Consider the following 23,504-nt stretch of genomic DNA (forward strand, 5'->3'; position numbering starts at 1 on the left):
AAAAACTTATAATTGTATTTCTACTAACAAATATGTAAATTATACAAGCTCCTATAAAACTACTATTTAATAACTAATTACTTCATTATTTGACTTCTTGTAGAATAACTAAAAAGAAATAAAGTATACGTATAACAATAAAATAATATGTTTATTAATTAAAATATAGAGTTCACTAATATATAAGGATTTATAGTTTGAAATGGAATGAGATAATAACTAATATAGAAACAAAAGAAATAAAAGTACCAGATGATTGGTTACACATACATTATTATGAAGCATTAAATATTCTTTTTAGATTTGAAAACTTTTTAAGAGTATTTGTTTATATTATTTTAAAAGAAAACTTAAAAGAAAAGTGGGATGAAACTAATATTAAAGATAATAAAACAATAAAAAGTATTTCTAATCAGCGTAAAAATCAAGATGAGGATTATGGATATTTAACTTGTGAAATTAATTCACCTATGTTGTACTTATCAAGTGGTGAGCTAATTGACATAATTATGCATGATAAGAATTGGAAGTATTTTAACAGATATTTTAAAGCGAAGAAGGAGATTATTAAGCATAAACTGCTTGAAATTGGGGCGATAAGAAATGCTTTAGCTCATTTTAGACCAATTAATGAACAAGATCTAGACGTGATTAAACAAAATGTAAAACATACATTACTTTTAGTAGAAAAAACATTAAATGATATTACAAATATCACTATCGACGTTCCAACAAATACTAAAGCAATATGGTACAAAAACATAAAAGATATTATTTCTGAAAATTTTTGTCTATTTCTATATCAAGATATAGAGCAAAATTGGATAAAAATACAAATCAATTTAAATATAAAAAAACTACACACTTCATACGAATTTGATACGCTCATGTGTTGTGATGTGACTAATATAAAAACTACAAATATATTAAAAGAATCTCCTATTTTAAGAAATAATGTAATTTTTGTTGAGGAAAGTGTTATCGACTATTTGGATAATCAACCTAAGAAAAAAATTAATCTTGTTTTCTCAAAAAATTTACTTCTTAATAATTGGGATGTTATTTTAAAAGAGCTGTTGATAATTTTCAATTATATTGATAAAGATGTAGAACTACTTTCAAACGATAATATTGCTGAAGCTATATTATTAAATAAAAAGACAATTTATTATAAAAAAAATGAAGCAAGCGATAAATATTGGAATTTAGACAAAAGACCACTTTTTGAAAATATTGAAGATTATAATGGAGTAGAATATTGGGGAGAGAATGAATATTGTACAGGAAATAGCTTTATAGTCTCTGAGCATAAGTTACCTTGGATGCCCGTAAGTATCTCAAGTAATAAAATACCTTTTTAAGGGTTTCCTACAAATGAAAAAGACAGTTAGAAAAAGTTCATTACCTCAAACTACATAGATATACTGTAATGAGTTGAAAGAAAATAAGATACTTCAATATGATGTATATAAATTTTAATAAATGGAGAATAAAATAATTATGAGTCAACATGGTGATAAACAAGAAAAGTTAATTAATTTTTATGAAAATAAGTTTTTAGGTGCAGATATTCCAAAGAGTTATTCCTCTCCTCACTTAGTTAGTTTAAATAATGAGAATATCAACACAGATATTATGATTATTGGTCAAGAGACTAACTCATGGTATGGCAACTATGAAGATTTTAATGTACGTGGTATTAATGAGCAAATGAAGATTTATGATAATTTCATGGAACGTAGCTACAAAGATATGAACAATATTTTTTTTAGATATGTAAAAAATATTATTGATGATAAAGATTGCATTCCCGTTTGGACTAACCTATTTAAATTTGATTTAGGTGATGGAAAAGAAAATAGAAATATATCAAAAGCTTCAAAGAAAGAATACGAAGAAATAGTTCATTTTCATAATGAAGTACTTGCAAAAGAAATTGAAATTATTAAGCCAAAAATTATCATATTTTTTACAGGGCATACATACGATAAGCTATTTTTTGACCCTTTAGTTATAAAAGATAAAGATTATAGAGACCTATACAATAAGATATGTGATTTCGAGAATATTAACGAATGGAAATGTGCAGTTATGGACTTGAAACAATATCCAGACTTTGAGTGTTTTGAAGGTAAAGCTATTAGAACATATCATCCTATTTATTTAAATAGAAATAAAAGTAAATTTGGAGATACAGTTATAAATTATATTAAAAACGAAGTTAAAAAAGTAAAAAGCTAAAAACAGATAAAGAGTACTTAACTCTTTACTGTTAGGCTTAATTCATAAAGCCATTTTTGTAAGTCTTTCATATCTTCAAATACTGAAAATGCATAATCCACAATCTCTATAGAATAAAACTTATCATCATGTTTCTGAGAAATAGAAGCATTCAGCGTTCCGTACAATGCTAAATGGGCATATTTATAATCTTTGTCTATTCCTTTTGGAATTCTTTTGAACTTAGGTTCATTAATCTCATAACCTTTGTTTTTCAAATCTTCTAAAATTTCTATTAATTCTTTAGCTTTTTTTTCATCTTTGATATATTCTCTATATGCTTTTAAAACTGGTGGTTTAAACATTCTCATTCCAGAAGCTATATAGTATTCATCTTTATTATAAAAGAAATAAAAACTAGAACTACTCATTCTATGAGCTGTTCCTTGCCAGAATAAAATTCCAATTTTATCTTTCATTGGAGTTTTGTCTTTTGAAAATCTTGTATCTCTATATATTTTGAATAATGAAGCAGATGCTTTTGGAATAGCTTTTATTGTTGGAACAAGTATTTGTAATGTCTCGCCCATTTCTTCAACAAAATCTACATTTGGTTCTAAGATATTTTTTTGCCAAATATGTCTATGATCTTCAAACCAAACTTTGCTATTATTTTTATCTAAATCTTTTAGAAAAGTAATTGCTTCTTTTTTAAATCCATTAAATGCCATTTTTTCACTTTTATTTTTTTGTATTATATCAAATTATGTATTTACTATTAAAAACTTGCATTACGTTATAACGAAGTTTATAAAATACAATAATAAGTTAGTATTATTGGGTTAAATCATCAAATTTGCCCGTGAGCAGCCTTTTGGACTTAAAGTCGTACCTTTCTAAGCCAAAAAGCCTTCTAGAGCTTTGTAAAAAATGATTTTATTAGTTTATTTCTTCTACTATTTTTTTAACTACTTTAAAAACATTTTCAACTGATTGAATTGAAACTTGTTCTTTTTTAGAATGAGGAAATTGAATACTAGGTCCAATTGATGCAACTTTGATAGATGAATACTTATCTTTGAAAATCGCACACTCTAATCCAGCATGAATAGCTTCTAATGATGCTTCAGAATTAAACTCTTTGTAAATCTCTAATACCTTAGATGTGAACTCATTAATATCAGGTTTCCAAGCAGGGTATTTCCCATCAGTTGTAACTGTGAAATTATGCTCTTCTAACATTTGGATAGTTTCATCTTTGATGTTTGCTAATTCATCATTAGCCATTGATCTTGCACTTAATTCGATTTTTATTTCATCTGGGTTTGTAGAAATGATTGCAAGGTTTATAGAGTTTTGAACTACACCTAATTCATCATTCATTGATCTCATACCATTTTCGAAATTGTATAAGAAATCTATAATTTTATCATCAAAAATATTTAGATGTTCAGATTTTGTATCAATCTTTTCAATAACCATATTTTCATGAGATGCTATTGGAGTTTCTTTTGATGCAATGATTGCTTTTACATTAACAGGAATTGAGTTGATTCTCTCTCCACCATTAATATCTAGTAGTTTAGCATTGGCTTCTTTTATAGTTTTTGCTATTAATTTGATTCCATTTGGAATGTTTTTATCAATATCAACACCACTGTGTCCACCTTGAAGTTTAGAAATTGACACTTCATATAAGTCTAGGTTTTCATCATTTGGAACAATCTTTTTATTAGTGTTACTAGCAAAAATATCAACTCCACCAGCACAACCAATACATACTCCACCTTCTTCTTCACTATCAAGGTTTAGCATATAAGGGGCATTTAGTTCTAAATCCAAATTATTAGCACCAATTAATCCTATCTCTTCATCAGAAGTAAATAAGAATTCTCCATCTACATTATCATGCATTAATTGAATCATATAAGCACATCCAATACCATTATCACTACCTAAAGTAGAGTTTTTGGCACTTAAAATATCACCATTTTGAACAATTACAGGCACACAATTATCACTAAGACATACAATATCATAGTGTGATTGGAAAGCTAGTTTTGCTTTTGAATCATTTTTCTTACATAAAATATTATTTACTTCATCTACTAAACAAAGATAATCTAATTTTTCGCATAGTTCTTTCATATAATTAATAAAAGGTTCATGTGTTTTCGAACATCTTGGAATTGATGTTATTTCTTTGAATATATCTATTATTTGGCTCAAGTTTGTCCTTTATTTTTTTTGATTATATCCAAAATATTAAAAAAGTTCTTGAATAAATTAATAATTATTTTAAGGGTAATATACAGATGTTTTTTATATAATATAACTATTAATAACACAAGGGAAGTAATGAAATTAAATTTAAATTCATTCTTATATTCAGTATCAGTTGCACTTGATGCTGTAGAAAAAGAGTTACTAAATACTACGAATAATCATAGTAAAAAAGTAGCTTATATTTCTTTATTACTTGGTGAAGAATTCAATCTAAATAATAAAGAAAAATTTGACTTATGTGCCTACTCAATCATGCACGACTGCGGTATTGTGCAATCATTTGCACAATCAAATTTTAATGATAATTTTGAGCAAGCAGAAGGCTTTACTAGTCATTGTCTTGCTGGTGAAAAAAACATAGAACATTTTCCTTTTTTTGAGAAAAAAGAAAATATTATTTTATATCACCATGAAACATATAATGGTAAAGGCTACTTTGGTAAAAAAGGTGATGAAATACCTTTGATGTCACAGATTATTTTTCTAGCTGATTGTATAGATACACAGTTTTCATTAGTTGATATTACATTAGATACAAAGTATGAAGTTGATGAATTTGTTAAATCAAATGTTGAAGTGCTATTCTCACCAAAATTAGTAGAAGCTTTTTTAAATATTTCAGATAGAGATATTTTCTGGTACAACTTAGAATTACTAGAAATGGATTTCTTATTAAATGAAATATTGCCAACATTTATAATCGATATATCTTATGAACAGATGTTAAAAATATCAATGGTATTCTCAAATATTATTGATTCAAAATCACAGTTTACAGCTAATCATACTTATGAATTAATGGGAAAAGCAAAAATCTTAGCAGACTTCTATAATTTTACAGAAGATAAAAGCTACAAGATACAAATAGCAGCGAACCTTCATGATTTAGGAAAGCTAGGAACTCCTAATGATATATTAGAAAAACCTGGAAAACTTACAAAAAATGAACTATTTATTATTAAAAAACATGCAAGTTTAACACATAGAATTCTAAGTTCAATAGAAGGTATGGAAGAGATAAGCAAAATAGCTTCTGCTCATCATGAAAGACTTGATGGAAAAGGTTATCCTTTTGGGCTTGATGCAAAAGACTTAAATTTTGAACAAAAAATCTTAGCTTCTTTAGATATTTACCAAGCTTTAGTAGAAGATAGACCATATAGAAAATCTATGAGTCATAACAATGCTATAAAAATTTTAAATAGATTAGTTATTGATAATGGATTAGAAGAAGAAATTGTAGAATCAATAGATAAAGTATTCTCTTAAAAAGAGACTACTTATCTTTGATACATCTAACTCCATATCTATCGGCTTTATAATACCAAGTATCTCTACCTTCCATAAAATAAAATGGATAAGCAGCATGTTTATTATCAAGTACTTCATCTCTAGTCCAATAAGACACAGAAATATCAAAACCTTTTATATCAGGTGCTTTATTATTATCATCCCATACTTTTTGAAAGACTTTTTTACTAGGAAGTTTTGCTCCTAAATCTTCACAATATTTCATGGCTTCTACCCATTTCATTCTCTTAGGTGCTTCGTCTAACCAAACAATATCAGCAAAAGCTACATTTGTCAGCAAAACGCCTGCAATTAATAGTTTATTTAATTTCATATTTTTCCTTATATTCCAAATAAATCACTAGTTATACTTGTATACCAATTTTTGGCTGTTAGGTAATTATCACTAGTAATATCTGAACTTTGTGCATAAACTCTTAGTTTATCTTCATATTTGTATTCATGACTAACCCAAGCAGCTTTGTTTGGGGCTATTATTGAATAACAAACATTTCCCGGTAAATTTGATTTATAATCAAACTCTTTTTTATTTATTCTTTCGATTAACTCTTTTGCTAATATTAAAGCACATGAATTAGCCATTTGTCCTGATTTTGGATATGGATATTCACCTTGAGCATCTCCAATAACATAAATATCATCATCACTTACAGTTCTAAAAGTAGGGCGTTTTAGTTTTACCCATCCTTGTGCATAGGTTTTTATTCCCGCTTTTTTATATAAGTCATTTGCTTTGTTTGGTGGAATGATTGATAGTTCTTCATACTTTAGAGTGCTAGTAATATATTTATCATTTAATTCATCAAATTTTTTAATTAAAATTTCTTTTTTAGAAAAATCCACATCTTTAAATCTTGTATTAGGTGTATAAACAATGTAGTCTTTATATATAGTAGAAAAAGCTTCTAGATATGCTTTTGCTTTAGAAGCAGGTTTTGCTCTTGGGTCAATAATCACAACTTTACCATCAATTTTATTTTCTTTAAAATAGTTAGCAATCATACAAGCTCTCTCATATGGAGCAGGGGGACATTTGTATGAAGATTTTGGAAGTGTTAATATAAAATTTCCACCTTTAAAATCTGTAATCATTTTTTTAAGTCTTATTATTTCACTTCCCGGTTTTAAACCAGCAGGAGCTTTGATTAAGGCTTCTTTTGCTTTTTGTTTATCTCTTTTGAATATTTTTTTATAGTTATAATCAATTCCTAAAGCCATAATCATATAGTCATATTTAACTACACTTTTATTAGTAATGACTTCTTTTTTATCTCTGTTAATATTTACAACAGTTTCATTTAGAAAATTGTAATTATATTTTATAACTGAACTATTGTAATCAAAATTCAATGATTCAAAAGTAATATCTTTGATTCCACCTAACCAGCCATTTGAGAATGGACATGAAATAAAATTAAGATTCTTTTCTATTAGTGTTACATTTAGATTTGGGTTTAATTCTTTTAGATATTTTGCTGTACTAATTCCTGCAAAACCACCGCCTAAAATAAGAATATTAGTTTTACTATTTGATGTAGTAGAAGCAATAGCATCAATTTTAGTAGAAACTAAAATCGATGCTGTAAATATTGAAAGTTTGAAAAAGTCTCTTCTTTGCATTAAAAATCCTTTTTATGAAACACCATTATCTTTTAGGTATTTTTGCCAATCTTTAGCAGTATAATCGCCATTATGTAAACCATCAATAAATTTCATAAACGTAATCATTTGTGCAGGATGTGCATATCCTGGTAGTTGAAAAATCTTATTCCATTTTTTATCAAACATTACAATATTTGGAGTAGTTTTAGACATAAATGCCATTCTTAATGTTGTAGTTGTTTCTTGTTTTTTTGTTGTTCCAACTACATAATCTTTTTGATTGTCTTGATTAATAAAATAGATATTAAAACCTTTTGATATCTCTTTCATCTCTTTATTTTCTTTAAAATCTTTTTTTAGTAATTCACAATAAGGACATGACTTACTTTCAAAAATAAACATTACGCCTTTACCTTGGGCAATTAATCTAGTTTCATCATTGTAAATATCAGCAAATACAGAAACCATAAATAAACTAAGTACTAATAAAATCTTTTTCATAATTAAGCCTTTGTTTTAACGTCAATACCATTATTAATGTAATGGTTTTTTAAAGCTTCATAAACTTCGCCATTCTTTCTATCTTTACCTTCCCATTTTTTACTTTCCATAAAGTTAATAGTTTCTAAAAACTGTTTTGCTGGCATATATCCAGGTACAACAATTACAGCTTTACCATTTTTATCTGTGAAGATTAGGGTAGGTGTTGATTGAACAGCATAGATATTAATCATAGTTTTTGTATCAACATCCATATAGTCACCCTCATGGAATAGTTTTAATCTTTTGTTTTCATGGGCTTTCAAATAATATGACGAGAAATTATTCATTAATTTGTCTGTTAATTCTTTTGAGCTTTTAATATCAGCTTTTAATCTATCTGTATAAGGATCTGTATTTGTTCCAAATACTAATAACATATATTTACCCTCAGGACCAATCTTTGCTATATCTTTAAATACATCATCTACAACTGAATCGTATTTAGTATAAACTATTTTTTTCTCTGGTACTTCTTTTACTCTTTCGTCTGTTTGTTGTTGTGCAATTTTTGGTTTTTCTTCAACAACTTCTGCTTTTGACTTGCCTTCACTACATCCACTTAATAATATAGTTGATGCAACTAATGATGTGATAATTGTTTTACTTAAAAATTTATTTTTCATTTTATACCTTCCTTACTAATAATCAAAATTATAATAACTTTTTTGAAATTATCATAAGTTAAATTATTAATGAAAAGAGGATTTCTCCTCTTCTCAAATTTTCAAAAGAACTATTATTTTGCTTTAGCAGCTTTAGTAGCCATTTCATGCATTTTTTCAATGTGTTCTTTTAGGTTTAGTTTTTTGTCCGTGTTTAATTTGTCCCAAATTTCTTTGTTTGACATATTTTGGTGACAACCCATACATAAACCAGTTTTTTCCATTCTTTCTCTTTGGTCTTGATCAAGAGGTCTTGAATCAGGCCAGTGAGAACCAACAGTTTGAAGTTGTTTTCCATCTCTAGTTACGATTTGCGACCAATCGTAATCCATACCTGGAATACCTTTCATTTGAACTGTTTTGTTTTTAGGAACGAATTTACCAGTTTTTAAATCTTGAAGATCCATGTATAAATCTTCACCTTGTTTTTGTAAGAATTGTCCATCTTGAATACCATAACCTAATGCTTTAGGATTAGAGTGACAAGATTCACAAGTTCTAGCTTTTCTACCAGTTGTGTGTGGTTGAACAGGTGACATATCCGTACCAGCAACTGTTGATCCATTATCTTGAACTCTAGCTTGTTTATTTAAGATAAGAGTTTTACCATCAGGTCCAATTACAGTAAATGTTACTTGACATCCAGGAATTACAGGAGTTACAAGTCCTTCACCATTGATACCTAAAATTGGGTCTTCCCATCTTAAGTAAGATCTAGTTTCACTAGGTTTACCAAATAGTTTTTTACCTTTTGTTCCTAAAACAGACTCAGAAGTTTCACCATTTTTTAAGTGTGATGAACCAGATGCAATCCAGTCAATTTTAGATTTACCAGGAGTATAATCTACTTTTACGTGACAACCATAACATTGTGGAGCCCAATCAGAGTGACAAGCATAACATTCTAAGTTATCCATGTGAGCTTTGATTTCACCCATAGCAACGTGTGCTTGTTGTGATTTATATGTTTTTGTATCAGCTTTATATTTTAATAAAGGAACTTCTAGATCTTTACCAGATGCTAAATGAACAATTACTTTATTTTTATTTTCAACTTTTACAACGTTTCCTAGTGGGTTACCTCTAGTAGATAATAAATATCCACCTTGTTTATCATAAACTGTACCTTGAGTCATATAGTATGGTAAATCAGTAGCCATACCTCTTGGACCTTCAGGAGTTTCAATTTTGAAGTTTTCACCGTAACCAACTTTTAACTGCCATGGATATTTATCATTTGTACCGTGACAATCTGAACACTCAATTTCAACTTGACCTAATGTAGTACCAAATAATGTACCATCACCATGCATATCAACTGAAGTGTGACAATCTTGACAAGTCATACCCGCTTCAAAGTGTAAGTCTTCTTTGATGTGTTTATATCTTTTACCGTGGTGTTTAGATTGAGATTTTCCACCTTCATTTAAAGGAGAACCATAAGGTTGTTCCATTAAACCAACGTAAGAAACACCAATTCTTTTACCTCTATTGTGACAAGAGTTACAAGTTTCAGGGTGAATACCAGAGAATTCCATTCCAGATGGAGTTTTTACTTTAGCTTCTCTTGAACCTTGCATCATATGTACTAACATATGTCCATGTTCTTTTTTATCAATAGTTGGGTCATTACCTTCGTAAATACCTTCATTTCCATAAGGCATGTGACAAGCAGAACATCCCATTCCTCTCCAGTCACCTCTACCTTTTCTACCTCTAACACCGATATGACATCTCTGACAATCAGATCTTTGGTAAGTAATAGAAGCCATTTCTCCAATTTCTTGTTCTGTTTTACCAGCGAAATCTTCTGGACCACTTGGTGGTAATGGAAGTTGTTTTAATTCAGTTGGGAATTGATCAGGATATTTATCAATCATTTTAAGCATATAATCTTTATATACTTTTGTTCCCCAAGCTGGTTCTTTACCATCTTCATCTTTTACATCATAGTTTGCATATTGAACTTTTTTAGTATCATATGTTCCCCATGTATGCATGTTTCCTTGAATTTTACCAGCTTCAGTCATCATTAATGACTTCATAGTATTTTTCACAGTATCAGCATGACAAATACCACATGTTTTATCAGCAACCCACATAGAACCTGGATCTCTAACAAATTCAGCTAATCCACCTGCATGACCTGCAGGAGCACCTTTGTGAGCACCTTTTACAGTACCGTCTTCAGGATTACCACCATGACAAACAACACATCCCCCTGTGTCGCCAATGCCTTGGCCCATTGCCATTATTTGTTGCATCATATCTGATTTGGTATCTCTAATTGATTCTATGCCTTTATGACATTTAATACATGAGTCACCACCAGATACTGCTTCCATTTCTGCCATACCTTTTGAGTGTTCAGCCCCAAAAAGTGTAGAAAATGAAAGTACCGATGCAAATAATGCAATCTTAGCAATTTTACACACTAAGCTTTTCATCTCGTCTCCTTTAAATTATTGGGCTCTAAACCCAATTATTGAAAAGTTTAACAAAGTAAAGTGCTTCCAAAGTGCCAATTTATAATTTTCATACTAAAAAATTACAATTATTTCATTATTGATTCAAATCAATTTTTTTTAGAATAAAAAAGTATAGAGTATAAAAAAGTGCGACAAAAACACTTATATTTTACAAAGGCAATAAAAATGAAAAAATTATTATTTCTTCTATTTATGATTATATCGTGCTTAAGCGCTGAAGATGAATGGAAAAAAGGTTTAGACTGGCAACATGAATTTGATGAAGCAGTACAGCTTGCAAATTATCATAATAAACCAATTTTTATGTTTTTAGAATCAAGAACTTGTTTTTATTGTCCCAAATTAAAAGAAGAAATTTTTAATCAAAAAGAATTTCAAGAAAAAATAAAAAAATATTTTATACCAGTAATATTAGATAATTCATTAGATGCTGATTCGGATGTAGAAAATACAGGACAATGTCCTCCAAGACTAACTGTATCTATGACACCTGCAATATATTTTATGGGACCAAATGAAGAGAAGTTATCAAGAAAAGGCAAAAAACATATGATTATTTATGGAATGTGGGACCTTAAACAGATGTTAGAGTGGATGGATGATGCCATTAAAAAATTTGAAAAACTTCATGGAGCTAAATATGATTTTAAAAAATAAAACTACACTGCTATGTATAGTAATTCTTATGCTTTCATTTACAAATTTAAATGCAGCTAAAAAAAGAGGTGCTTATGCTACAAAAAATATTATTGGACAAAGCTTTTATTTAAAAGCATGTTCTTCTTGCCATGGAGAGGGTAGTCGTGGTGGAAATATGGCTTCAATTAGAGAATGGAAAGAGCTATTTGCAAAGAATGCTTTTGAACTAAAAGATTTACATACAGACGATGAAGAAACACTATTAGTAATTGAGTATTTTAACTCAGATGAGTTCCAAATCCAAAAAGTAGATTTATTGGATTTTTTACAAGAATTTGCATATGATTCAGAGAATATTCCTACTTGTAATTAAGATTTACTTATGGTAATTATAAGCAAATATAAGTGTATAATAAAAGAAAAATTACAAATAGTGACTAAGGAGTTACATGAAAATTTTACTTTTAGAGGACGATAACTTTATCTGTGAATCTATAAAAAGTTATTTTGAACTAGATGGAAATAAGGTAGATTTTTTTAATGATGGAGAAGAATTATTAGACAATGCAATTCTTACAAATTATGATATATTTCTTTTTGATATTAATACTCCAAAAAAAAATGGTTTTGAAACATTAAAAGCCATTAGAGACGATGGAATAAGTACTCCTGCAATTTATTTAACTGCACAAAGTGATATTGAACATGTAAAACAAGGTTATGCTTTAGGCTGTAGTGATTATGTTCGAAAGCCTTTTATTTTAGATGAACTAGAACTTAGAATCAACCAAATTTTACATAAAGATTTAGACTCTGACAATGTAAAAATAACAGAATCTTATAGCTTTAATTTGTGCTCAATGCAATTAGCTTTTGAAGGTGAGAGCATAGATTTAAAACAACAAGAAAAAGATTTATTATATATTTTAGTAAAAAATATAGGAAATATCGTAAGTCCTAGTATTATAAAAGATTATGTTTGGGATGAAAAAGATGTTTGTGATAATACCCTAAGAACTCAAATAAAAAAAATTAGAACTAAACTAAAAGAAAATTTTATTGTTAATATTAGAAACTCTGGTTACAAGATAGAAAAGAATGCTTGAGATAAATAAACTATCTAAAGAAAATAGAAACTTTGGAATTAAATTATTTTTCTCTTATATAGTTTTTACAGTTTTATTAATAGCTTCTATTACTGCAATTCATATTTATTTTTCTCAAGATCTAGTAGCTAATAAATTTCAGAGAGAAGTAAAATTACAAAGTGGAGAAAAAAAAGATAAATTTGATAAGTTTTTCCAATCAAAAAAAGATGAATTACAAGCCATTGCAAAGAATGAATACTTTCTTAATTATGTAGAAGAGGGCTCATATAAATACTATATTGATTTACTTTTATTAACAATAATGGAATCAAATAAAGATTATATGCAAATTAGATATATAAATGAGAAGGGTTTTGAAGTACTAAGATTTGATAGAGAAAAACACTCAAAAGAACCATATAAGTCTAAAACACTACAAAATAAATCAAATAGATATTACTTTAAAAATGTATCAAAAATGAAAAATAAAGATGTTTGGTTCTCAGATATTGATTTAAATGTAGAACATGGACATATAGAAGTGCCAAATAAACCAGTTATTCGAGTAGCAACTCCAATGTTTATAAAAAATAAATTTAAAGGTATTTTAATTGTTAATATCTTTATGCAAGAACTACTTGAAAGTATTACAAACTCTGCTTTATATGATATTTATTTAGTTAATAGCAATGGATATTATTTAAGACATAAAAATAGTGAATTTAACTGGTCCTTTTATAATTCTAAAAAAAGAGTATCTGATGACTTTAGTGATGAACTTGTGAATAAAATAAAAAATGAAGATAAAAACTTTGTATTTCATAAGAATATTTTTGTACAACCTTTATATTTAAATAAACAAAAAATATCAATGATAATGCTTGAAAAAGACGAATCTATTGAACAAGTTGAAAATAACAACAATACTATGATTATTACTATTTTAATTTTTGCAACTCTAATGTCAATACTATTTACATTTCTTTTTACAAGAGTACCAAAGTCACTTTTTGAGTTTGCCGTAGCTCAATCAGATGAATTACATGATTTAGCAACAAATTTAGATAATAAAGTAATTTTAAAAACTCTAGAAGTAGCAAAAAAAGATAGATTATTACAAAACCAAAGTAAACTTGCAGAACTAGGAGATATGATTGGTAATATCGCTCATCAATGGCGACATCCTTTAACAAGATTATCACTAACTTTACAAAATCTAAGAGCTTATAAAAGAAAAAATAGAATGAGTGATGAAATGTTTGATGAAGCATTAGAAAATTCACTATATCAAATCGAATTTATGTCTACAACAATTGATAACTTTAAAAACTTTTATAAAAAAGATGAAGAAAAATCTGATTTTATTGTGAAAGAATCAGTTGATAATGTACTTAATATTATTGGAGCAGTTCTTGAACATAGCAATATTAAATTACATATTGAATCAAAAGAAGAAATCACAATACACGGAAACAAAAATGAGTTCTCACAGGTTCTAATGAATCTTATAATTAATGCTAAAGATGCAATAGATGAGAATAAAATTGAAAATGCAAAAATAGATATTATTATAGAAAAAGAAGAAGAGAAAATTAAAATCATTGTTAAAGATAATGCAGGAGGTGTTCCTTCTTGTTTAATAGAAGAGATATTTAATCCTTACTTTACTACAAAAGAAGATAAAGGAACAGGAATTGGTCTTTATTTATCAAAAGCAATTATTGAAGATAAATTAAATGGTAAATTAACAGTACATAATGACGAAAATGGTGCTGTATTTACCATTTATATATAGAAGGGTATTTATGTTAGGAAAAAAGTTTTTATGTAGTTCTATACTTTGTTTTAGCACTTTATTTGCAAATGATTGTAGTCCTTACTACAATCCGGACAAGTTCTATGAAACGCCAGAGTATTTACAAGAGTTAATGGATACAAGTCTAAAAGGAAAAACACTTTTTGGCGAAGTATCTGAATATAAAAGTTTAAACTTCACAAAAGATTCAAGTAATAAATATACTAATAAATCAATAAAACTAAAAGATTATAAATTCCCAAAACAAAGTGGTTTATATAGTTATAAAATAAAAAATAAACATATTGATGAAATAGAAATAGCAACTGTAAATTTATATAGATATACAGATGTAGAAATTGCAGAAGAAATAAACAATGATTTTGAGGGTTTTTGGTCAGATTGGATTGAAGATGGATATGAAATGCAATTAGTTCCTGAGCAAATTTTATTAAAATATAATGATAAGTATTTTACTTTTTCTGTATTTATTTATGGAGTAAAAGGTGATACAACTAGACTAGAAGGTACAAGTATTAAATACTGGATGAAAGATTATACAATCCAAGTTAATGAATATATAGAGTGCTCAAAAAAGAAGAAGTAATTTAATTACTTCTTCTCAAAGATAAATAGATGTTTATCTAAATTCTCAAAATAGTATGTTTTTACTTCAAAAATATTTGTATCTCTTTTTTCAAAATCATAAAGTTCTATTTCGTGTAAACCTTTTGAAAAGAGGGTAGTTTTTAAAGTTTCTAATTCTTTTGAATTATGTTTAATTAATTGGAAAAAATCACCCTTTGTTTCATCCCATAACTCTTTTATTATATCAGTGCCTAGAAAGTCTCTAAAGGCTTTATTTATACAATACAGTTGTTTATGTATGAAAGTCACAATATACACAGGTGAACTATCTATAATCTCTTGCATTAAGTTGTTTTGCTCTTCAAGTTCTTTTATGTGAGAAGAGAAGTTTGATTCATTCTTATTTATATTTTCACTAAGATTTAATTTATAACCATAATTTCTTTTATGTAAAATCAAATCATTATTAGTTTTCTTCCTAATTCTATTTATAATAGTTCTTACACTTGTTTGACTTTGTAATTGCAAAATACCTACTAAAGTATTTGTATTTACATAATTTTGTGAGTTTATTGCATTTAATAGGGCAAACTCTTGCAGAGTTAATTTAATATTTTCTTCATTTGTTTTTATAGTTTTTGATTCAAAATTTAATATCATTTCATCATTGAGTTCAAGAGTTTTTTCTTTTTTGTCTTTAATTAAAAACTTTATCCATGAAATTAATTCATTTGAAGAAAAGTTTGTTTTTAAAAAGTATGGGAAATCATTTTGTAAACATAAAGTTATCTCTTCATCATTATTTACAATAAAAAGTAGTTTAGAATATTCTTTTCTATTTTTATATGATAAAAGTGATGTTTTACTAAGCGTAGAAGCGTCTATAAGCCAAAAATCTACTTCTTGGATATGAATAGACTCATTCATATCCAAAGAAGTAAATATAGTGTTTGCTTTGTTTATAATATCTTTATTATTGGAAACTATTTTATAATTCATAGTTTAAAGTATATCAACTATTATGGTTCTTGTCTAGTTGCTGTAATTACTAATTCTCTAATACAAACATTTTGTGGTTGGTTATATACAAATTCAATTGATCTTGCAATATCTTCAGGAACAATAACACCATTCATAGATTCTTTCCAAGCTTCATAACCTTTGATAATCTCTTCGCTAGTTGTATGAGATAATAATTCAGTTTCAACAGCACCAGGAGCAATTGTGATAACTCTAACATCATTTGCAGCTACTTCTTCTCTTACGTTTTCACTAATTGCATGAACTGCAAATTTAGTACCACAATAAGCAGCGTGGGCTGGGAATGTTTTTTTACCTGCAACAGATGAAATATTTATAATAGTTCCACCTTTTCGCTCTTTCATATCTGGTAACACTGCTTGCATTGCATTTAATACAGCCATTACATTTAAGTCATACATTTTTTGCCACTCACTAATATCTTGAGTATCAATAGAACCTAATAACATTGCTCCCGCATTGTTTACTAAACAAGCAGTTTTTCCGTAAACTTCTTCTGCATTTTTAATAGCTACTCTTAGTGCATCAAAATCTGTAACATCTACTTTTGCACAAATCGCATTTGGTAAATTTAATGCTTCAAGTTTTTCAATTCTTCTTGCAATTAATAAAAGAGGGTGTCCTGCATTTGAAAATGCTTTTGCAGTAGCTTCACCAATTCCTGAGCTTGCACCTGTTATTACTATTAGTTCTTTCATTATTAATCCTTAAATATTTTATATAAAGAATTATAATTTATTATACGTTTCAAAAACGTTTCAAAAAATTTAGATTATTGTTTGGGAAGGAAGAGAGGAGTTAAAGGTAAAAACCTAAGAATTACTTCTTAGGTTTTTGGTTTTCTTCGTGACAGATAGAATCTTTTAAATCACGTTTTCTATAAGCTACTAGTATTGTTATAATCACTAATGATGTAAGTACGTAAGCCCATGTAGGAATTGGTACAGGATCTCCTGTAGCATATGAATGCATTCCTGATAAATAGAAGTTTACTCCTAAATATGTCATTAAAATTGTAGAGAAAGCTAATAATGCAGATACTACTAAAGTAAATGGATTATTAAGTTTTTTAACAAATCTCATATGGATAACTAAAACATAAACAACAATTGATACGTATGCCCATGTCTCTTTTGGATCCCATCCCCAGTATCTACCCCAAGACTCGTTAGCCCAGATACCACCAAGGAAGTTACCAATTGTAATTGCGGCAACACCAATAATAAGAGCAATTTCAGTAATTGCTGCAATATTTTTGATTGTTTCATCTAAATGTGGTCTAGATGGACTTCTAAAGATAAATAAGATTAATGCTAAGTAAGAAATTACAGCAGCTAATCCAAAGAATCCATAAGATGCAGTTAAAATTGATACGTGAATTGTTAACCAGTAAGATTTAAGTACTGGAACTAAGTTCGTAATTTGTGGATCAATACCTGCTAAGTGTGCAGTAAACATGAAAATACCACCAACAATAATAGCGGCACTTAGTGCAAGTAATGATTTTCTAAAGAACATAACCCCTGCAAACACAGCAGACCATGAAATATATAACATTGATTCATAAGTATTAGACCAAGGAGCATGTCCGGCTACCACCCATCTGAATCCCATACCAAAGGTATGTACTGCAAACAGCAATGATAAAATTATAAAGAAGAACACAGTAGTTTTTCTTGGTTGGATCTTTGGATTAAATACTACAATAAATGCAGCAATTAACATAATAAGACCAAAGATAATATATGCAACAGTTAATTTAATAAAGATATCTAATTCATTAAAATAGATTTCATTATTTACTTCTGTTTTACTTAAGATTACATCAGCTCCAACTTTTTCTTGGTATAAAGCAATCATATCTACAAATTTATTAGCTTCTTGCCAATCCATTTGGATTACAGCGTTAATAAAACCTCTAGTCATTGCTTCAACAGCTGGTTGACTTTTCCCTGTAAAAGTTTTCATCGCGTCTAAAGGTGTATGCCATGTATTAGCAGTATCTCTAGGTTTTGGGAAGATATTAAATAAGTTACCATTAAATGTTGCATAAACAATATTTAATTTTTCATCTAATTTTATAATATCTTTTTCGTATGTTCCTCTATCTGTTGGTTTAGACATAGAAGCTTTTTCAGCCTCTTTGCTTAGTACATACGTACCATCAACAAATACTTCAGAGAATGCAATTAATTTTCTCTCTTTTTCAATTCCTAAAAAGTTTTTTAGTTTTGGAGTTTTAATTTTAATGATTTTTAAATCTCTCCAAATTTCTGGTCTAGATAATAAACCTAAAACAATTTGATCTGAGTTCATTCCAAATAAAGATTTTTTACCACTTAACTTCATGATAATTTCTCTATTTAAAGTAGAAACTGGTTTCATTCTTCCTGATTGACTTTGTGTTACTAATCTAGAGAATTTCTCAGCAGTTTCTAATGAACCACTTTTGAATTTATTTAAATATTCAACAGTTTGTTGTGCTTTTGTTTGCTCGTTTACTTGTTCATTTGCTTCTAATGAAGTTGAACCAAAAGCGATAAAACATGCTACAGCAATTGATGCTAGGTTTCTTGAACTTACATATTTAGTTAATTTCCAGAATCTAGATTTTTTATCGAAGAAATTCAGGAATAAACCTAAAGTTAATAAGAAATATCCTAAGTATGTTGGCCATTTTCCTGGGTCATTATTAACAGATAATACAGTTCCTGTTTCATCTGGGAAATATGAACTTTGGAAAAATAAGAAGTTTCCTTCATGTAATGTTTTGTTCATGAAAATTCTATAATCATAAGATTTACCATTCTCTTTAGTAACTGTAACTTCAGATGCATAAGATGATGGTGACATACTTCCTGGGTATCTATCTAGTTGGAAGTCGTTTAAAGTAATTCTAAATGGTAAAGTTAAAACTTTTGAACCATATTCTAAAGCAACAATAGTATCTCCAAAAGATAAATCTCTTCTAATACTTTTTTGTCCTCTTTTACCTGGTAATTTAATCTCTTTAGTCTCACCATTGTGTGAAACATCCAAAGTTAACATTCCCATAGAGGCATTTCCATTTTTAGCTAACATATAATTTTTATATTTTAAGTTAACTTCTTTTTCACCAAAAAGTACTTTGTTCTCAAAGTCATTTACTGTTGTAAAAACTGTAGTAAATTCTTTTTGATACTCTTTGTAGTATGTTTTGCCCTTGTCTTTAATAGTAATTTGTAAGTATGGCTCAAGAGAAATCATTCTATTTTCAGTTGTACCTTCTTTGATTTGCATGATACCTTCGTATCCTACATATCTAGTAACACCTGCACCTATTAAAATTACAACAAATGAGATGTGAAATATAAATCTAGGTTTGTTTTTCCACATTTTATATTTAAATATTATACCTGTCATATTAATGGTAGTTAACACTAATATTACTTCGTACCAAATTGTGTTATATACTAAAACTCTAGCCGAGGAAGTACCAAAATCATTTTCAATAAATGTGGCATAACCAGCTCCGATTGCTAAAATAGCAAGTAAGATTAATGTAGTCTTAAAAGAAAATAAGACACTTGTAGTTTTCAAAAAAAATCCTTTTCTCAAAATTGAACGTAATTATATTCATAAGTGGTTAACTTATCGTTAACGAGCAATTATTTTTCATATTATAATAAATGATTGTGCTTTATAAGTGCTAGTTATGTGCAGTTATATTCCGAAGTATAACAAAATATAGTTTTTAATTCCATTGATTTAAGATAAGATTTTATGTATTCAACCTATAATTACGTCATGGATTTAGAAACATTACAAAAAAAGAAAAACGATTGTCGAGAATGGAAAAATGTACAACCTTGGTATGAGCAAATAAATAAGGCTCGTGAAATATCAAAAGGTGAACTTTCATTGGATTTTGGGGACTGGTTTACAGTTGGAAAAAGAGAAGACATCTCTCAAGAAGAGTATGACTTAATTGAAGAAACTGCAAAAGCCTTAATACCATGGAGAAAAGGACCATTTAATTTATTTGGTTTAGAAATTGATTCTGAGTGGCAAAGTAATATAAAATATAATTTAATTAGACCGCATTTTAATCTAAAAGATAAACTTGTTGCAGACATTGGATGTAATAATGGATATTACATGTTTAGAATGCTTGAAGATGAACCTAAAAAAATGGTAGGCTTTGATCCTTCTGCTTTAACATTACATCAATTTGAATTTGTTAATCACTTTGTAAAAGCTGATATTGAATATGAAATGTTAGGTGTTGAGCACTTAGAATTCTATGATCATAAATTTGATTTCATTTTTATGTTAGGGGTTTTATATCATAGACCAGATCCAGTTGGAACTTTAAAAGCACTTGCAAAAGGTTTAAATTCAAAAGGTGAAATTTTAATTGATACTTTTATGATTGATGGGGATGAAGAATTATGTCTTACACCAAATAAAAGATATTCAAAAATACCTAATATTTATTTTATTCCTACAATTCCAGCCTTAGAAAACTGGCTAAGTAGAGCAGGGTTTGAAGATATTGAAGTTATTGCAACAACTGTAACAACTAATGAAGAACAAAGAAAAACAAAATGGTCTTTTGATCAGAGTTTAGAGGATTTCTTAGATCCTGAAGATAGTAGTAAAACTATTGAAGGTTATCCAGCTCCAAAAAGAGTTTATATGAAAGCTAGGAAAAAACAATAGAATTAAAATAATTCTATTGTATCTTCATCTTTAAGTTCACTGTGTTTAAATAAGATACTTCTACCTTTATTTTTTGCTTCATAAAGAGCAATATCAGCATTTTTTATTGCATCTGTAATTGTATCATCTGAATTTGCTTTAAATATTTCAAAACCAATACATACAGTCTTTTTAAGAGTTTGTTTAGTCTCTTCATTAACTAATATCTTAATTTTTGCAAAATCATTAATTATTTTTTCTGCTACATCTGTTGCATTATATTCACTTGAATTACTGATAATTGATACTAAAAACTCATCAGCATTTAATCTAGCAACCATATCAAATTCATTAATGTTACTATGAATAACTTTTGCAAGTTCAATTAATAGTTTATCAGATACATCATAATCAAATTCATCAATTACAGCTTTGAAATGATCAATTCCAATCATTAAAAAATAAATTTCATTTTGTTTATTATTAGAAATAGTTAAATGTTTTGTTAAATTATCAATTAAATAGTTTCTATTATAAACTTTTGTTACAGAATCTAAAGAAGATGATTCTATAAAATTCTTTTTTAGAATACCACTTTGAATAATTGGTGATATTTGAAAAAAAGCAGCTTCAATAGTTTCATATTTAGCTTGAAGTACTTGATAGTGTACATTAGATGTGGCACAAAAAGATACTGTAGCATTAATATTTGTATGTGTATTGATAATAAAGAAATATGATTTATCATCATCTAAATAGAATTCTTCACCTTCTACATATATTTCTTCTCTTGAATTTGTATTAATATCAAATAATGCAAAAGTCAAATTATCTATATTAAACTCTTTATGTAACCAAGAGTAAATATCTTCACCCATTTGTTTTATATTTGTCGAGAACTGTAACTGTTCATATAATGAAAAGATACTCTCTAATGATTTGTAATCATCTTCACTATGGGCAGCTTTTTTAATAAGTTCTAATATTTTATGTTTCATAATTTTTGCCTAAAAAAAATCTATACTATTTGCATCTTCTTCAATATATTTGAAGCTTTTGCTTCTTCCCAAATTTTTTGCTTCATATAAAGCAATATCTGTTTTTCTAATAATATCATCTATCTCTAAAGCATCATCGGGGAATACAGTAATTCCTGCACAAATAGTCTTTTTAAGTACTTGCTCTGTTTGTTTATTTACTAACACTTTTTCTTCACTGAAATTATTAATAATTTTTTCAGATATCATTATAGCATTATCAGTATTAATAATATTCATTAAAATAACTAAAAATTCATCTCCATCAATTTTAACAACTATATCAGAAGATCTAACTGTTGTTTTTAGAATATCAGCTAAGGCTTTAAGTACTTTATCTCCTACATTGTAGTCAAATTCATCAATTACTGCTTTAAATTGATCAATACCAATTTTAAGGAATGCAACTTTTTTTGACTCACGATTTGAAATATTTAGAATATTTCCAGCGTAGTTATCAAGATAATGTCTATTATAAAGTCCTGTTACATTGTCAATTAATGTTAAATCATTTAATGTCTCATTTAAAAGTCTAATAAAAATAGTTTGTGAGAAAACTTGTAAAGCCAAGTCTAATACACATCTGTTTTCTATTAAATAACTCTCATCTTCATATGAACAAATAACTTTTATTTTAGTATTTTCATTTTGAATTAACTCAAAAATATTGTGCTCTTCTACATCAATATTTTTTACAGAAGCAAAAATAACCTCTTCTGATCTTTCGTCTACTCTTATAACTGAGATAATTATATCTGTGATCTTAAACTCAAGTTTAAGGTACTCTAAAATTGTATTACATGTATCTTCTATCGTTTTAGTATTCTTTAAATTTAAATTTTGTTTCGCAATAATTTCACAAACTTCGCTCATATAAGTAACCCTTTAAATATAACTTTCCCATTGTTTTAGTGATGGTAGCTCACTTTTAAGTGTTGTTTTTTCTCCATGTCCTGGATAGACATGAAAGTTAGTCTCTTCCCATTGAAGTATTTTACTTAAACTTCGTTTCATTAGCGTAGCATCTGAGTTAGGAAAATCAAATCTTCCAATAGTTCCTTTAAAAATAAAGTCACCTGAGAACAAATGTTCATTGATTTGAATTACAGAACATCCAGGAGTATGACCAGGGAAATGATGAAATTTTATTTGTATGTTTTCTATTTCAATCGCTTCATCTGGTTCAATTAAAACGTCAGCACATGATGCTGGCATTCCCATTCCATAAGGATCTTTTTCTAACATAAAATTATCATCTTTTGGAGTATAAATTTTTAAATTATATTCATCTTGAACTTCTTTATTAGACCATACATGATCAAAATGACCATGTGTATTAAGTATCGCAACAGGATTTGTTACATTTTGTTTTATCCATCTTAATGCACCTACACCAGGATCGATAATAAAATCTTTATTTTCAATTGTAACTATATAACAATTTGTTTGATAATCGCCCATTGGCTGAACTTTTATATCCATTTTAAAGCCTTTTCGCTAAAATTCAAATATTATATCAGAAC

At 27.8% G+C, this 23,504-nt stretch carries 22 protein-coding genes; 9 read left to right on the top strand and 13 right to left on the bottom strand.

Annotation, left to right across the window (positions count from 1 at the left end):
- Window positions 1-197 precede the first annotated feature (197 nt).
- Entirely contained in the window at window positions 198-1,361 is a 1,164-nt protein-coding gene (locus tag ALEK_RS08575) for a hypothetical protein (RefSeq protein ID WP_071625575.1), read from the top strand.
- Between the two features lie 139 nt (window positions 1,362-1,500).
- Window positions 1,501-2,241: a uracil-DNA glycosylase family protein gene (locus ALEK_RS08580; RefSeq protein ID WP_071625574.1), complete on the top strand. Its 741-nt coding sequence runs from the start codon at window positions 1,501-1,503 to the stop codon at window positions 2,239-2,241.
- A gap of 17 nt (window positions 2,242-2,258) precedes the next feature.
- Here the strand turns inward: ALEK_RS08580 and ALEK_RS08585 are convergent, their stop codons facing one another.
- Together ALEK_RS08585 and ALEK_RS08590 are read right to left on the bottom strand one after the other, a co-directional pair.
- Window positions 2,259-2,951 carry a DUF2461 domain-containing protein gene (locus tag ALEK_RS08585; protein WP_071625573.1) on the bottom strand — a complete coding sequence of 231 codons (693 nt, stop codon included), beginning with the start codon at window positions 2,949-2,951 and terminating at the stop codon, window positions 2,259-2,261.
- Window positions 2,952-3,159: 208 nt separating this feature from the next.
- Window positions 3,160-4,449: a M20/M25/M40 family metallo-hydrolase gene (locus ALEK_RS08590; RefSeq protein WP_071625572.1), complete on the bottom strand. Its 1,290-nt coding sequence runs from the start codon at window positions 4,447-4,449 to the stop codon at window positions 3,160-3,162.
- Between the two features lie 129 nt (window positions 4,450-4,578).
- Here ALEK_RS08590 and ALEK_RS08595 point away from each other — a divergent pair, with 129 nt between their 5' ends.
- Window positions 4,579-5,775 (top strand): HD-GYP domain-containing protein, encoded by a 1,197-nt coding sequence (locus ALEK_RS08595; protein ID WP_071625571.1) that lies wholly within the window; start codon window positions 4,579-4,581, stop codon window positions 5,773-5,775.
- A gap of 7 nt (window positions 5,776-5,782) precedes the next feature.
- Here ALEK_RS08595 and ALEK_RS08600 read toward each other — a convergent pair whose 3' ends face one another.
- From ALEK_RS08600 to ALEK_RS08620, 5 genes are all read right to left on the bottom strand, one after another.
- Window positions 5,783-6,130, bottom strand: a complete 348-nt coding sequence (locus ALEK_RS08600) for an Lcl C-terminal domain-containing protein (RefSeq protein ID WP_071625570.1) — start codon at window positions 6,128-6,130, stop codon at window positions 5,783-5,785.
- 8 nt (window positions 6,131-6,138) lie between these two features.
- Window positions 6,139-7,437 (bottom strand): FAD-dependent oxidoreductase, encoded by a 1,299-nt coding sequence (locus tag ALEK_RS08605; RefSeq protein ID WP_071625569.1) that lies wholly within the window; start codon window positions 7,435-7,437, stop codon window positions 6,139-6,141.
- Between the two features lie 12 nt (window positions 7,438-7,449).
- On the bottom strand, window positions 7,450-7,920 hold the full coding sequence (locus ALEK_RS08610; RefSeq protein ID WP_071625568.1) for a thioredoxin fold domain-containing protein: 471 nt from the start codon (window positions 7,918-7,920) through the stop codon (window positions 7,450-7,452).
- A 2-nt stretch (window positions 7,921-7,922) separates the two neighbouring features.
- Window positions 7,923-8,585, bottom strand: coding sequence for a thioredoxin family protein (locus ALEK_RS08615; RefSeq protein ID WP_071625567.1), 663 nt, complete (start codon window positions 8,583-8,585; stop codon window positions 7,923-7,925).
- Window positions 8,586-8,698: 113 nt separating this feature from the next.
- Window positions 8,699-11,071, bottom strand: coding sequence for a cytochrome C (locus tag ALEK_RS08620; RefSeq protein WP_071625566.1), 2,373 nt, complete (start codon window positions 11,069-11,071; stop codon window positions 8,699-8,701).
- A 207-nt stretch (window positions 11,072-11,278) separates the two neighbouring features.
- On the opposite strand from ALEK_RS08620, the gene ALEK_RS08625 reads away from it, so the two are divergent.
- From ALEK_RS08625 to ALEK_RS08645, 5 genes are all read left to right on the top strand, one after another.
- Window positions 11,279-11,770: a thioredoxin family protein gene (locus tag ALEK_RS08625; RefSeq protein WP_071625565.1), complete on the top strand. Its 492-nt coding sequence runs from the start codon at window positions 11,279-11,281 to the stop codon at window positions 11,768-11,770.
- Entirely contained in the window at window positions 11,754-12,125 is a 372-nt protein-coding gene (locus ALEK_RS08630; protein ID WP_071625564.1) for a c-type cytochrome, read from the top strand. The genes ALEK_RS08625 and ALEK_RS08630 overlap by 17 nt, the downstream gene beginning before the upstream one ends.
- A 76-nt stretch (window positions 12,126-12,201) precedes the next feature.
- Window positions 12,202-12,858 (top strand): response regulator transcription factor, encoded by a 657-nt coding sequence (locus ALEK_RS08635; RefSeq protein WP_071625563.1) that lies wholly within the window; start codon window positions 12,202-12,204, stop codon window positions 12,856-12,858.
- Window positions 12,851-14,635 carry a sensor histidine kinase gene (locus ALEK_RS08640; protein WP_071625562.1) on the top strand — a complete coding sequence of 595 codons (1,785 nt, stop codon included), beginning with the start codon at window positions 12,851-12,853 and terminating at the stop codon, window positions 14,633-14,635. The genes ALEK_RS08635 and ALEK_RS08640 overlap by 8 nt, the downstream gene beginning before the upstream one ends.
- Window positions 14,636-14,645: 10 nt before the next feature.
- A complete protein-coding gene (locus ALEK_RS08645; RefSeq protein ID WP_071625561.1) occupies window positions 14,646-15,242 on the top strand; it encodes a hypothetical protein in 597 nt (198 codons plus the stop codon).
- A 5-nt stretch (window positions 15,243-15,247) separates the two neighbouring features.
- Here ALEK_RS08645 and ALEK_RS08650 read toward each other — a convergent pair whose 3' ends face one another.
- From ALEK_RS08650 to ccsA, 3 genes are all read right to left on the bottom strand, one after another.
- Window positions 15,248-16,222 carry a response regulator transcription factor gene (locus ALEK_RS08650; protein ID WP_071625560.1) on the bottom strand — a complete coding sequence of 325 codons (975 nt, stop codon included), beginning with the start codon at window positions 16,220-16,222 and terminating at the stop codon, window positions 15,248-15,250.
- A gap of 20 nt (window positions 16,223-16,242) precedes the next feature.
- Window positions 16,243-16,962, bottom strand: a complete 720-nt coding sequence (locus ALEK_RS08655) for an SDR family oxidoreductase (protein ID WP_071625559.1) — start codon at window positions 16,960-16,962, stop codon at window positions 16,243-16,245.
- A 121-nt stretch (window positions 16,963-17,083) separates the two neighbouring features.
- A complete protein-coding gene (gene ccsA / locus ALEK_RS08660) occupies window positions 17,084-19,843 on the bottom strand; it encodes a cytochrome c biogenesis protein CcsA (protein ID WP_071625558.1) in 2,760 nt (919 codons plus the stop codon).
- Window positions 19,844-20,050: 207 nt separating this feature from the next.
- On the opposite strand from ccsA, the gene cmoB reads away from it, so the two are divergent.
- Entirely contained in the window at window positions 20,051-20,965 is a 915-nt protein-coding gene (cmoB, locus tag ALEK_RS08665; protein WP_071625557.1) for a tRNA 5-methoxyuridine(34)/uridine 5-oxyacetic acid(34) synthase CmoB, read from the top strand.
- A gap of 2 nt (window positions 20,966-20,967) precedes the next feature.
- Here cmoB and ALEK_RS08670 read toward each other — a convergent pair whose 3' ends face one another.
- Genes ALEK_RS08670 through ALEK_RS08680 form a run of 3 tightly spaced genes read right to left on the bottom strand, consistent with a single transcriptional unit; the run spans window position 20,968 to window position 23,463 of the window.
- Window positions 20,968-21,942 carry a GGDEF domain-containing protein gene (locus ALEK_RS08670; protein ID WP_071625556.1) on the bottom strand — a complete coding sequence of 325 codons (975 nt, stop codon included), beginning with the start codon at window positions 21,940-21,942 and terminating at the stop codon, window positions 20,968-20,970.
- A 9-nt stretch (window positions 21,943-21,951) separates the two neighbouring features.
- The gene (locus tag ALEK_RS08675) at window positions 21,952-22,854 is read right to left on the bottom strand and encodes a GGDEF domain-containing protein (RefSeq protein ID WP_071625555.1); all 903 of its coding nucleotides are present in this window, start codon (window positions 22,852-22,854) and stop codon (window positions 21,952-21,954) included.
- A gap of 12 nt (window positions 22,855-22,866) precedes the next feature.
- Window positions 22,867-23,463 (bottom strand): MBL fold metallo-hydrolase, encoded by a 597-nt coding sequence (locus ALEK_RS08680; protein ID WP_071625554.1) that lies wholly within the window; start codon window positions 23,461-23,463, stop codon window positions 22,867-22,869.
- Window positions 23,464-23,504 lie beyond the last annotated feature (41 nt).

The sequence above is a fragment of the Poseidonibacter lekithochrous genome (assembly GCF_013283835.1).
Taxonomy (GTDB): domain Bacteria; phylum Campylobacterota; class Campylobacteria; order Campylobacterales; family Arcobacteraceae; genus Poseidonibacter; species Poseidonibacter lekithochrous.